Genomic DNA, 10,845 nt, shown 5'->3' on the forward strand with positions numbered 1-10,845 from the left:
CCTGATACCCCGCGATGCTTGTGCCACCATCGCGAGCAAGCTCGCTCCTACTCGGGTAACTCAGCCAACCCATCCACATCCGTCATCGCCCGTTCCAGCAAATCGGCGGGCAAGCTCTTGCTCGCCCGCGCACCCAGCAACTTCAGCTGCTCACTGCGGCTGACCAGATTGCCCCGCCCCTCTGTCAGCTTGTTGCGCGCCGAGCTGTAGGCCTTGTCCAGTTGCTGCAGGCGATTGCCGACTTCATCCAGGTCCTGGATAAACAGCACGAACTTGTCGTACAGCCACCCGGCACGCTCGGCGATTTCCCGGGCATTCTGGCTCTGGCGCTCCTGCTTCCACAGGCTGTCGATGACGCGCAGGGTCGCCAGTAATGTGGTCGGGCTGACGATCACGATATTGCGGTCGAATGCCTCCTGGAACAGGGTCGGCTCAGCCTGCAACGCGGCGGAAAACGCCGCTTCGATCGGCACGAATAGCAAGACGAAATCCAGGCTGTGCAAGCCGTCGAGACGCTTGTAATCCTTGCCGGCCAGGCCTTTGACATGATTGCGCAGCGACAGCACGTGCTGCTTGATGGCGATCTGGCCGATGGCATCGTCTTCCGCTGCCACGTATTGCTGATAAGCCGTGAGACTGACCTTGGAATCGACCACGACCTGCTTGTCACCCGGCAGATAAATGATCACGTCCGGCTGGAACCGCTCGCCGTCCGCGCCCTTCAGATTGACTTGGGTCTGGTACTCGCGGCCCTTTTCCAGCCCGGCGTGTTCAAGCACTCGCTCGAGAATCAGCTCGCCCCAGTTGCCCTGGGTCTTCTGCCCTTTCAAGGCGCGGGTCAGGTTGTTGGCTTCGTCACTCAGGCGCAAGTTGAGCTGTTGCAGCCGCTCCAGTTCCTTGGCCAGGGAAAAGCGCTCGCGGGCTTCAGCCTGGTAACTTTCCTCGACGCGCTTCTCGAAAGACTGGATACGTTCCTTCAATGGATCGAGCAATTGCCCCAGCCGCTGCTGACTGGTTTCGGCAAAGCGCTGCTCGCGCTCGTCGAAGATCTTCCCCGCCAGCTCGGCAAACTGCGCGCGCAACTCATCGCGTGAGCCCTGCAGGTCGTTGAGGCGCTGCTGGTGGCTTTCCTGCTGCTCGCGCAACTCGGCAGTGAGCGAGGCAGCCTGGGCGTCCAGGCGGCGCAATTCGGCGTCTTTACCGGCGCGTTCCAGATTCCAGGCGTGGGAGGCATCGCGCGCGTCGTCGCGTTCGATCTGCAGCAGTTCGACTTCACGGCGCAGGGCAGCCAGGTCTGCCTGTTTGGCGGTGTTGGCCTGCCCCAGATCAGCAATTTCGTCGCGACTGGCTTCAAGTTGGGCGTTCAAGCCGTCCTGCGCCAAAAGGGCCATGGCCAGACGCTCTTCCAGCAGCGCCGACGCTGACTGCGTGGCGCTCGCCCGCCGCTGAATTTGCCAGGCCAGTACCAGCAAGGGCAATGCCGCGCCCGCCAGACCCAGCAACAGGCTGGTCAAATCCATAGCCATAGCGATTCCTGTCGATGAGATAAAGCTTGAAGGTTAACCAAGGCGTCAGGTCTTGGACAGCTCAGTCTTCGATCAGGCCCAGTTCCTGTTGGGCGCGCCGATCACCTGCCCGCGCGGCCTGACGTAACAGATCCTGACCAATGCGGCGGTCCCGGGCATTCCCGCACTCACGGCACATCAGTTGGCCGAGACGGCTTTGCGCGGCCACGACGCCTTCACGCGCCGGCTGCTTGAGCAAGCGTCCGGCGAAATGTTTGACGTTGGAGTTTTCGCCCAAGTGCGGGCTGTCGAGCAGCCACTCGGCCACACGCATCGAAAATCGCTTGGGAGGAATAACAGTGGGGGGCGTAGAGGTTGTGGAGATTGATACTGAACGAAACTTCATAACGCACTGTAGGGCAGATCGGAAGGCGCGCCACTCTACTCTTTTTTTCTTACAGGTAAAGCCTAAAAAAACCCTGCACGCCCGTGCTAGAGCAAGCGCTCGGGACAATCCACAGAAGCTGTGGATAACTCAGTGGACAACCGCCCTTGAACTCTCGCAAAGCCCTGTGGAATGGGGCCTGCAGTCAAACTGACGATTTTTTCACCAGTAAAAAAAACCGATGTTTTTCATTGACTTAAATTTTGGTTACAGGCACCCACTGCAGTTGAAGGGAAGATGACAGGGGGGTGACAAGCTGCCCGACTTGTGTGCACAACTACCTTCGATGCGGTTATATCCATGCGCTTTTTCGGCGCAATTGATCCTCAGGCCTGTGGATATATCTAGCCAAACCCTTGAACCAGGCGCGTTGAAGGTCGACGAACGGGGATGACCAGCGGTCGGAATCCTGGGCTATAACGGGGCGCAATCGATCTTTTTCGCTAACACACTTCCTTTCCTGGATTCAATCCGTTACTATCCGCGGCGTTAGTACCAAGCTGAAAGTCAATTCTGGTCGAACAAATCCCCCCGGACAGCCTTCCCAAAGGAAGCCTCAACCGAACAAGCGGGATCGACCACCTCGATGGTTTCCAGGTAAACCTTGCGTCAACACAGCCTTTGAATCGAAAGCGAAGGGTGTTGCGAAGCTCACTTACTCTGACCGAACCAGCCTGCAAATTGATCAGGATCTTCACCCCGGGCCCAGAACCTTTGCCCTTGATGTGTTGCCTGCCCTCCTAAGTACCTACCTGCCAGCCCAAGCGCGCCAATTATCAGCGCTTCAAACTGGCTGCTTTGTTCCAGTCGGGTTCTTCGTTCGACCAATGGTGGTCGTCGTCACTGGAACGTTTAAATTTTGCACGGTTCTTATCCGTGTCGCTTGTAGGAACACCCATACATGAATACTCAAATCCACACTCAGGATGCCATTCGCACCCTAACCAACGCTTTTGCACCAATGAACTGCCTGATCATGGCCGCTCGCAAAGGCTGCTTCAGCTTCACTCTGGTCAACGAACACGGCATCGCTCGTCACAGTGAACGCCTGTACCCCGATCAATACTCCAGCGCCGAACCGCTGCAGGCCGTGATCGATCGTACCCGTCAGGCACTGATTGCCTGATACGCCAGTACGACTGAAAACCTCAAAGGCCCCGCTCAAAAAGCGGGGCTTTTTATTGCCCGATATTTCTCTTTTGGTCGACGTCGCCTAAGCACTAACCGGTATAACGGTTATAACTCGAAGCCGGAAATATTTTAAAAACAGACCTTTACAGCGCGAATATGACACTACACTTCAACTCAAGCGGCTTGATCCGCTTTCCGGCGAGCCTGAGTCGATTCATCGCTGCCAACGCTACCTTCAGGTCTCGCCGCCTATTTCATGTTTCGAGGGTTTTATGGGTATCGCTGCCAGCGAACTGTGCCGCTATGTGATCCGCCCCACCTTGATCTACCTGGGACGCCACAGCGCAACTGCCGAATCCCTGCTGCTGGGCATCGCCGCCAGCCAGTCTGCCCTTGGTACCGCGTTACATGATCGTCGTGGACACGGCCTGTACCGAATCGCCGAACCCCGCCACCAGGCACTTTGGGATCACTACCTCGCACTGGACCCGGAACGCGCGAGCCTCGTGCGCGGCCTGGCAAGCCAACATGCGTTCCTGAGTGGTCCGCACCTCGAGTTGACCGTCAACCTGCGTTACGCCACTGCCATCGCCTGGCTGCTGGTAGAAGAACAGAACACCCAGCTCCCCGAAGCCGATGATCTGCTGGGTATGGCGCGCATCTGGCGCCAGACCTTTCAGCCTCAAGGACGACTCAGAGACTTCACCTACGCCTGGCAAACCTGTGTTTCACCGCTGAATCAGGTCGCCTGCTGATCCACCATTTTCACAAGATCGCACAACAGGTCGCGAATCTGGTCGGATTGTCCTACAAAACCGCTCTAAATCAAGCCATACAGCCTATAGCGCTGGGACGAAAATGTTGGTAATTTTCGCCCCGGTGATCACCAGGAGTTCTAATAATGAAAAAAGTAATGCTCAAAACCACCCTTAGCCTCGCCGTTACCTTGGCATCCACCCAAATCTTCGCAAGTGGCTTTGCCCTGAACGAACAAAGTATCAGCGGGATGGGGTCAGGTTTTGCCGGGCGATCTTCTTCTGCCGACGACGCATCCACCGTTTTTGGCAACCCTGCCGGCATGGCTCGCCTCAAGCGCGAACAAGTGACCGGTGGTGTTGCGTTTATCGACGCGCACACTGACATCAGTGATGCCAGCTCCCGCCCGAATAGTGGTACCAACAAAGGTGACATGGTCCCTTTCATGGGCGTGCCCATGGGCTACTACGTAAAGCCAATCGATGACCAGTGGGCAGTCGGTTTCGGCGTCTACGCTCCGTTCGGCCTGGTGACCGACTACGAGAACGGCTTCGCCGGCAAATACTTCGGCACCAAAAGCGAAGTCAAAATCGTGACTCTGCAGCCAACCGTCAGCTACGCCTTCAACGACAAGGTGTCGATCGGTTTCGGTCCGACCATCAACCGTATCGACGGTACCCTGGAATCGAACCTGTCGCTGAGCCCAAACCCAGCCGCACCGGACGGTCAAGTCAAAATCAAGGGTGACGACACTGCGCTGGGCTACAACATCGGTATCCTGGTTCAAGCCACCGACTCCACTCGCGTTGGCCTGACCTATCACTCGAAAGTGAAGTACAAGCTCGACGGTGACACCAAAGTCAACTACGTCGGCCTCGCTGCCCTGCGTCAGAGCCCGAACCAGAAGTATGACGCTTCGCTGGATATCACCACGCCTGAGTCGGTCGACTTCTCGGTCACTCATCAGCTGGACGACCAGTGGACCCTCTATGCAGGCAGCACCTGGACTCGCTGGAGCCGCCTGAAGGAAATCAGCGTCGAGAACAGCGGTGTTCCTGCTGGCCTGAACCCCCTGTTCGGCACTATCACCGAAGAACAGAACTGGCACGACACCTGGGCTCACGCCATCGGTGCTTCCTATCAGTTGAACAAGCAGTGGGTATTGCGTACCGGTTTCTCCGTTGACCAGGCACCGACCAACAACGAAAACCGCTCCCCACGCATCCCGACTGGTGACCGCAAGGTATTCAGCCTGGGCGCCGGCTGGAGCCCGACCGACGACCTGACCATCGACGTAGCGTACTCGTACCTGCGCGAAGAGTCGGTCAAGGTCAACGACAACAACGGTGCTCCTCGCAACCAGAGCTACAACGCCAAGTATGAAAACTGGGCAAACGGTTTCGGTGTTGGCGCGACATACCGCTTCTGATGATTCACGGCGAACCTGAACCCCTCGCCGCCTGAATTGAAAAAGCCCCGCTCTCTTGTACAGAGGCGGGGCTTTTTAGTGGGCGTCGATCAGGGGGTGGAAGCCAATGGCGGCGACGCCAGGGCCTTCTCCACCGCAGCGATGAAGTCCGGATCATCGGGTTTGGTCAGGCTGGAGAAACTGGCGATCACTTTGCCCTGGCGATCGACCACGTACTTATAAAAATTCCACTTGGGTGCGCTGGACTGCTTGGCGAGGATCTTGAACAAGTGAGTCGCCTCATCGCCGCGGACTTTCTGCGGTTCGGTCATGGTAAAGGTCACGCCGTAGTTCACGTAGCAGACCTTGGCCGTTTCTGCGCCGTCCTTGGACTCTTGCTTGAAGTCATTCGACGGAACGCCGAGCACCTCCAGCCCCTGGTCCTTATAACGTTGATTCAGCGCCTCAAGGCCTTTGAACTGAGGGGCGAAGCCACAGAAGCTCGCCGTATTGACCACCACCAGCGGTTTACCCTCAAACCGTTGGCACAGGTCGATGGTTTCTTTGGCGCGCAGCTTGGGTAACGAGCCCTGCAAAAGGTCCGGGCACTCGGTTGCCTGAGCCAGCCCGGTAAACGCTACCAGTAACGCGGGAACTGCCAACCAGCGCATCAGCATGTCGGTGCTTCCTTGAGATATCGTCAAAAACGAAATTACTCGCCCTCATACCCTGCTAGCAAGCACCCATGCCCAATTGCATCAATGCCAGCCCGCCCCGCTGCCAACCCCACCACGCCAAGGCCAATAGCAAGGCGCATCCGGCTGCTACAGCAAGGCGCGACCAGAGACTGCTCATGCGACACTCATGCGGGTGTCCAGCCGCGCCACTGGCTGCTCACGCACCGGCCAGTTGAGGGCCGCGGCCACCAGGCTCAAGACAATCGCTACGTGCCAGATCAAGTCATAGCTCCCGGTTCTGTCATACACCACCCCGCCCAACCAGCCGCCGAGGAACGATCCGAGCTGGTGGAACAGGAAAACAATCCCACCGAGCATGGACAGGTTTCGCACACCAAACAAGGTCGCCACAGTGCCGTTGGTCAAGGGCACGGTGGACAGCCACAAAAAGCCCATCGCCATGCCAAACAGGTATGCAGTGGTGGTCGTCACCGGCGCCCAAAGGAACAATCCGATGACCACCGCCCGCAGCAGATACAGGCCGGTGAGCAAACGCGGCTTGGACATCCGCCCGCCGAGCCAGCCGGCCGTGTAAGTCCCGAAAATATTAAACAGCCCGATCAGCGCCAGCACCGTGGTGCCCACCGTCGCCGGGAGATGCTGATCCACCAGGTACGCCGGCAAATGCACGCCGATGAAGACCACTTGGAAACCGCAGACAAAAAAACCGAACGCCAGCAGCCAGAACCCCGAGTGTGAGCACGCCTCGCGCAGCGCTTCGGACAAGGTCTGTTCATGGCCGAGCACGGGCAATGGCGTGTCCTTGAGCATGCTCACCAGTGGCACGATCAGGGCCACCAGCAGGCCCAACACCAGCAATGCCGCGGACCAGCCGAGCCAGCCGATCAGCCCCAGCGTGCCCGGCAGCATCGCGAACTGGCCGAAAGAACCGGCGGCGCTGGCGATCCCCATGCCCATGCTGCGCTTTTCCGGCGGCACTGCGCGGCCGACCACACCGAGAATCACCGAGAACGAGGTGCCCGACAGCCCGAGACCGATCAACAGACCGGCGCTCAGGGACAAGGTCACGGCCGAATCGGACATCCCCATGCACACCAGGCCCACTGCATACAGGACGCCACCGACCAGCACGACTTTCGCCGCACCGAAGCGGTCGGCCAGCGCACCGGTGAACGGCTGCGCCAGGCCCCAGATCAGGTTCTGCAAGGCAATGGCAAACGCAAACGTCTCACGCCCCCAGCCGAACTCGGCACTCATCGGCGCCAGAAACAGTCCAAAACCATGTCGAACGCCCAAAGACAACGCAAGGATCAGCGCACTCCCCACCAACACCCAACCGCACGTACGCCACATCGATGTCATTCTTATTCTCCGGTAGCGGGTATATACCCGCTTAAGATCGAGCAAACCGGCATCAAGCCAGTTCGTCCAGCAGTCTCAACAAGGTTTTGCGTTTCTCGGCGCCCAAGCGATCAATCAATCGCTGCTGCGCCGCTTCCCACGCCGGCAATGCGGCTGCGAGCCGTTCAACACCGGCCTCGGTAAGGATCACGATGCGATTGCGCATGTCTTCGCCCTCGACCAGCATCAGCAAGCCTTCACCTTCCAGCACGCGCAAATTGCGCCCGAGGGTGCTGCGATCCAGGCCCATGGCCTCGGCCAGGGTGGAAATACTCGGTTGGTCAAGACGCTGCAGATTGCACAGCAAAGAATACTGGGCAACGTTGATGCCGAAGCCGTCGAGAGCGCCGTCGTAATGCCTGCTGACGCCACGAGCGGCGCGACGCAGGTTGATGCATAAGCATTGGGAGTCGAGCATGGTGCGTGTATATACCCGCGAGTGTGTTAAATCAAGTTACAGGGATTATTGAAGTGTCTGGCAGACCGCCTTCGCGAGCAAGCCCGCTCCCACATTTGATCGGCATCGAACACAAAATCCATGTCCGCTGGAGATCTAATGTGGGAGCGGGCTTGCTCGCGAAGGGGCCAGCCCCCCCATGGACATCAGGTCAACGCCAGCCCCACCAACACCGCCATTTCCAGCAACTCCAGCAACGCCCCCGCCGTGTCACCCGTGGTGCCACCCAATCGCCGCAGCATCACCTGCCGCAACCAGACAAAAACAATCGCCGCCACCCCAAGTGCCCATACAGCGCTGAAGCCCGCAATCAGAACACAGGCCAACGCGCCGGCCGCCAACACCCATTTGCCAGCCAAACGCGGAAGATGATCGGCCAACGCCTGTCCCAAACCCCCGGCACGCACATAAGGCGTGGTCAGGAACAATCCCAGCATTGCGCCGCGGCCAATCAAAGGAACGATGATCAGGACGACCGCGTTCTGCTGCTCGATCAACGCCAGCAACGCGGCGAACTTGAGCAGCAACACCAGCACCAGTGTCACCACCGCGATCGGACCGCTGCGCGGGTCTTTCATGATGATCAACGTGCGCTCACGGTCGCCGAACCCGCCGAGCCATGCATCGGCGCTATCGGCCAGGCCGTCCAGGTGCAGCGCACCGCTGAGCAACACCCACACGGTCAGCAATAACGCCGCGTGCAGCAGCAACGGCGTGCCGAGCAACAGCCAGTTCAACGCCCACAAGATCCCGCCAAACAGCAGCCCCACCAGCGGATAAAACAGCAGCGACCGCCCCAACTCCTGAGGCGTCGGCATGCCCGGCAGGCGAACCGGCAGACTGCTCAAGAATTGCAGGGCGATCCAGAACGGGAACATGATCAGCGCACTTCCTTGAGAATGACGCCGGTCTCGACGCTCACCGAAAACAGCGCACCATGGCCGACTTCAACGTTGAGCAACTGCTCCCGGGGCAATCCCCGCGCCTGCGCCAACAATAAACGCATCACACCGCCATGACTGATCAGCAACACCCGCTCGCCGGCATAGGCCGCCTGCAAGCGCCCGACCGCCGCCAGCACGCGCGCCGAAAAATCCTCGACCGGCTCACCCTGAGGCGGCGTAAACGAATAGGGGTCAGCCCAGAACAACCCCAATGCCTCGGCATCGGTTTCCATCAACGCGACCGCACTGTGCCCTTCCCACGCGCCGAAGTGCAGCTCTTGCAAATCCTTCTCCAACTGCACCGGCAACCCCAGTTGCGCACCGAGTTCTTGTGCGAACCGCGCGCAACGCTGCAACGGCGAGCTGACCAGGCGATCCCAAGGTCCCTGCTCGATCACCGCCGCACGCATCTGCGCCCACCCCTTGCCGGTCAGCGCATCGTCGAGGCTGCCACGCAAGCCGCCGCCGAGTTCGGTTTCGCCGTGGCGTAACAGATCCAGGCGCAAGGTCATGCCGGGCGATCCGCCACCGCGGCTTCGGCAAAGGTTGCCATCTGCCCGTGAAGGTCGCAGGCCAGACGCAGCAGCGGCACGGCCAGCGCAGCGCCGCTGCCCTCACCCAAACGCAGGCCGAGATCCAGCAACGGTTCGGCGTTCAGGGTTTCCAGCACATGGCGATGACCCGGCTCCGCGCCGCAATGACCGAACAACAGCCACTGACGGCATTCAGGGTTCAAACGCACCGCCACCAACGCCGCGACGCTGCAAATGAAACCGTCTACCAGCGCCGCGACACCTTCCTGGGCACAGGCCAGGTACGCGCCCACCAGCGCGGCGATTTCAAAACCGCCGAGGTTGAACAGGGTGCGCAACGCATCGCCGCGCTGAGCGCTGTGCAAGGCTAAGGCGCGCTCGATGACCTCGGCTTTATGACTGACCCCCGCCGCGTCCAGCCCGGTGCCCGGACCGGCCAGATGCACCACCGGGCAATCGAGCAAAGCACACGCCAACGCGCTGGCCGACGTGGTGTTGCCAATGCCCATCTCACCCCCGATGAACAACTGCGCGCCCGCCGCGATAGCGCGCTGCACGCTGTCGCGACCGGCCTGCAAGGCGCGTTCGCCCTGGGCAGGCGTCATCGCCGGGCCTTGCACAAAATTCATCGTGCCCGGGCCGATATTCAGGTGGCGCACGCCGGGCAGGTTCAACGTCGGCGTGACCGTACCAAGGTCCACCACTTCCAGGGAGGCTCCGAGCTGTCGCGCTAACACGCTGATCGCCGCGCCGCCGTTGACGAAGTTGTGCAACATCTGCCCGGTGACTTCCTGTGGAAACGCCGACACCCCTTCGGCGACCACGCCATGGTCACCGGCAAAAATCGCGATCCACAGCTGATCCAGACTCGGCTTGACCCGCCCCTGCAACCCCGCCAATTGCACCGCCATCGACTCCAGTCGACCGAGGGAACCGGCCGGCTTGGTCAACTGCAGTTGACGGGCCTGCGCCTGTTCGACCGCTTGGGCATCGACTGGCTTGCACGGGTTCAGCCACCAGGATTGAGTCATAACGCAGTTCCTTTCAAAGTCAGGGGCAGGCCGGCGACGGTCAGGATGACTCGCTGACAGCGCTCGGCCAAAGCTTGATGCAGCCAACCGGCTTCATCGACATAGCGGCGAGTCAATTCGCCCAGCGGCACGACACCCATTCCGGTCTCGTTGCTGACAAAAATGATTTCTCCCGGCAACGACGCCAGGCAATCGAGCAATGCATCGCGCTCGACCGTCAGCCGCTGGGGATCGTCGAGCATTAGCAAGTTGGTCAACCACAGGGTCAGGCAATCCACCAGCAGGCAGCGCCCTTCGCTGGCGCTTTCGCGCAGCACGCGGGCCAGTTCCAGCGGCTCTTCGATCAACGCCCATTCGGCCGGACGACGGGCGCGGTGATGGGCCACCCGTTCGCTCATTTCACCGTCGAGGGGTTGGCTGGTGGCGATGTAGGTCACGGCCAGCGTGCTGTCGGACGCGAGTTTTTCGGCCAGGCGACTTTTGCCGGAGCGGGCGCCGCCGAGGATCAGTTGCAGCATGGTTCATTCCTTTCAAAT

Annotated in this window: 13 protein-coding genes; 3 read left to right on the plus strand and 10 right to left on the minus strand. The window is 59.9% G+C overall.

Annotated features, from left to right (window positions below):
* Positions 1-47: 47 nt before the first annotated feature.
* Together ACA052_RS20530 and ACA052_RS20535 are read right to left on the minus strand one after the other, a co-directional pair.
* Complete coding sequence (locus tag ACA052_RS20530; RefSeq protein WP_497650371.1) at positions 48-1,412, minus strand: DNA recombination protein RmuC; 1,365 nt, start codon at positions 1,410-1,412, stop codon at positions 48-50.
* Between the two features lie 175 nt (positions 1,413-1,587).
* Positions 1,588-1,911: a sel1 repeat family protein gene (locus ACA052_RS20535; RefSeq protein WP_497646532.1), complete on the minus strand. Its 324-nt coding sequence runs from the start codon at positions 1,909-1,911 to the stop codon at positions 1,588-1,590.
* Positions 1,912-2,851: 940 nt separating this feature from the next.
* On the opposite strand from ACA052_RS20535, the gene ACA052_RS20540 reads away from it, so the two are divergent.
* The 3 genes from ACA052_RS20540 to ACA052_RS20550 all read left to right on the plus strand — a co-directional run bounded on the left by ACA052_RS20540 (position 2,852) and on the right by ACA052_RS20550 (position 5,266).
* The gene (locus ACA052_RS20540) at positions 2,852-3,076 is read left to right on the plus strand and encodes a hypothetical protein (protein ID WP_157710856.1); all 225 of its coding nucleotides are present in this window, start codon (positions 2,852-2,854) and stop codon (positions 3,074-3,076) included.
* A 277-nt stretch (positions 3,077-3,353) separates the two neighbouring features.
* On the plus strand, positions 3,354-3,836 hold the full coding sequence (locus ACA052_RS20545) for a hypothetical protein (RefSeq protein ID WP_497646533.1): 483 nt from the start codon (positions 3,354-3,356) through the stop codon (positions 3,834-3,836).
* 146 nt (positions 3,837-3,982) lie between these two features.
* Entirely contained in the window at positions 3,983-5,266 is a 1,284-nt protein-coding gene (locus tag ACA052_RS20550) for an OmpP1/FadL family transporter (protein WP_497646534.1), read from the plus strand.
* A gap of 89 nt (positions 5,267-5,355) precedes the next feature.
* Here the strand turns inward: ACA052_RS20550 and ACA052_RS20555 are convergent, their stop codons facing one another.
* The 8 genes from ACA052_RS20555 to cobU form a co-directional block, all read right to left on the minus strand.
* Complete coding sequence (locus ACA052_RS20555) at positions 5,356-5,922, minus strand: glutathione peroxidase (protein ID WP_497646535.1); 567 nt, start codon at positions 5,920-5,922, stop codon at positions 5,356-5,358.
* 55 nt (positions 5,923-5,977) lie between these two features.
* The gene (locus ACA052_RS20560) at positions 5,978-6,100 is read right to left on the minus strand and encodes a hypothetical protein (RefSeq protein WP_497646536.1); all 123 of its coding nucleotides are present in this window, start codon (positions 6,098-6,100) and stop codon (positions 5,978-5,980) included.
* Entirely contained in the window at positions 6,097-7,305 is a 1,209-nt protein-coding gene (locus tag ACA052_RS20565) for an MFS transporter (protein ID WP_497646537.1), read from the minus strand. The genes ACA052_RS20560 and ACA052_RS20565 overlap by 4 nt, the downstream gene beginning before the upstream one ends.
* Positions 7,306-7,357: 52 nt before the next feature.
* A complete protein-coding gene (locus tag ACA052_RS20570; protein ID WP_497646538.1) occupies positions 7,358-7,762 on the minus strand; it encodes a MarR family winged helix-turn-helix transcriptional regulator in 405 nt (134 codons plus the stop codon).
* Positions 7,763-7,947: 185 nt separating this feature from the next.
* Entirely contained in the window at positions 7,948-8,679 is a 732-nt protein-coding gene (locus ACA052_RS20575; protein ID WP_497646539.1) for an adenosylcobinamide-GDP ribazoletransferase, read from the minus strand.
* A 2-nt stretch (positions 8,680-8,681) separates the two neighbouring features.
* Positions 8,682-9,257, minus strand: a complete 576-nt coding sequence (gene cobC, locus ACA052_RS20580; protein WP_497646540.1) for an alpha-ribazole phosphatase family protein — start codon at positions 9,255-9,257, stop codon at positions 8,682-8,684.
* Positions 9,254-10,309: a nicotinate-nucleotide--dimethylbenzimidazole phosphoribosyltransferase gene (gene cobT / locus ACA052_RS20585; protein ID WP_497646541.1), complete on the minus strand. Its 1,056-nt coding sequence runs from the start codon at positions 10,307-10,309 to the stop codon at positions 9,254-9,256. The genes cobC and cobT overlap by 4 nt, the downstream gene beginning before the upstream one ends.
* Positions 10,306-10,827 carry a bifunctional adenosylcobinamide kinase/adenosylcobinamide-phosphate guanylyltransferase gene (cobU, locus tag ACA052_RS20590; protein WP_497646542.1) on the minus strand — a complete coding sequence of 174 codons (522 nt, stop codon included), beginning with the start codon at positions 10,825-10,827 and terminating at the stop codon, positions 10,306-10,308. The genes cobT and cobU overlap by 4 nt, the downstream gene beginning before the upstream one ends.
* Between the last annotated feature and the right edge of the window lie 18 nt (positions 10,828-10,845).

The organism is Pseudomonas sp. LBUM1644 (assembly GCF_059716195.1).

Excerpts from the sequence above, each read along its gene's own strand:
- ACA052_RS20535 (WP_497646532.1), bottom strand. The coding sequence starts at position 1,911 with ATGAAGTTTCGTTCAGTATCAATCTCCACAACCTCTACGCCCCCCACT.
- ACA052_RS20540 (WP_157710856.1), top strand. The coding sequence starts at position 2,852 with ATGAATACTCAAATCCACACTCAGGATGCCATTCGCACCCTAACCAAC.
- ACA052_RS20545 (WP_497646533.1), top strand. The coding sequence starts at position 3,354 with ATGGGTATCGCTGCCAGCGAACTGTGCCGCTATGTGATCCGCCCCACC.
- ACA052_RS20550 (WP_497646534.1), top strand. The coding sequence starts at position 3,983 with ATGAAAAAAGTAATGCTCAAAACCACCCTTAGCCTCGCCGTTACCTTG.
- ACA052_RS20555 (WP_497646535.1), bottom strand. The coding sequence starts at position 5,922 with ATGCTGATGCGCTGGTTGGCAGTTCCCGCGTTACTGGTAGCGTTTACC.
- ACA052_RS20560 (WP_497646536.1), bottom strand. The coding sequence starts at position 6,100 with ATGAGCAGTCTCTGGTCGCGCCTTGCTGTAGCAGCCGGATGCGCCTTG.
- ACA052_RS20565 (WP_497646537.1), bottom strand. The coding sequence starts at position 7,305 with ATGACATCGATGTGGCGTACGTGCGGTTGGGTGTTGGTGGGGAGTGCG.
- ACA052_RS20570 (WP_497646538.1), bottom strand. The coding sequence starts at position 7,762 with ATGCTCGACTCCCAATGCTTATGCATCAACCTGCGTCGCGCCGCTCGT.
- ACA052_RS20575 (WP_497646539.1), bottom strand. The coding sequence starts at position 8,679 with ATGTTCCCGTTCTGGATCGCCCTGCAATTCTTGAGCAGTCTGCCGGTT.
- cobC (WP_497646540.1), bottom strand. The coding sequence starts at position 9,257 with ATGACCTTGCGCCTGGATCTGTTACGCCACGGCGAAACCGAACTCGGC.
- cobT (WP_497646541.1), bottom strand. The coding sequence starts at position 10,309 with ATGACTCAATCCTGGTGGCTGAACCCGTGCAAGCCAGTCGATGCCCAA.
- cobU (WP_497646542.1), bottom strand. The coding sequence starts at position 10,827 with ATGCTGCAACTGATCCTCGGCGGCGCCCGCTCCGGCAAAAGTCGCCTG.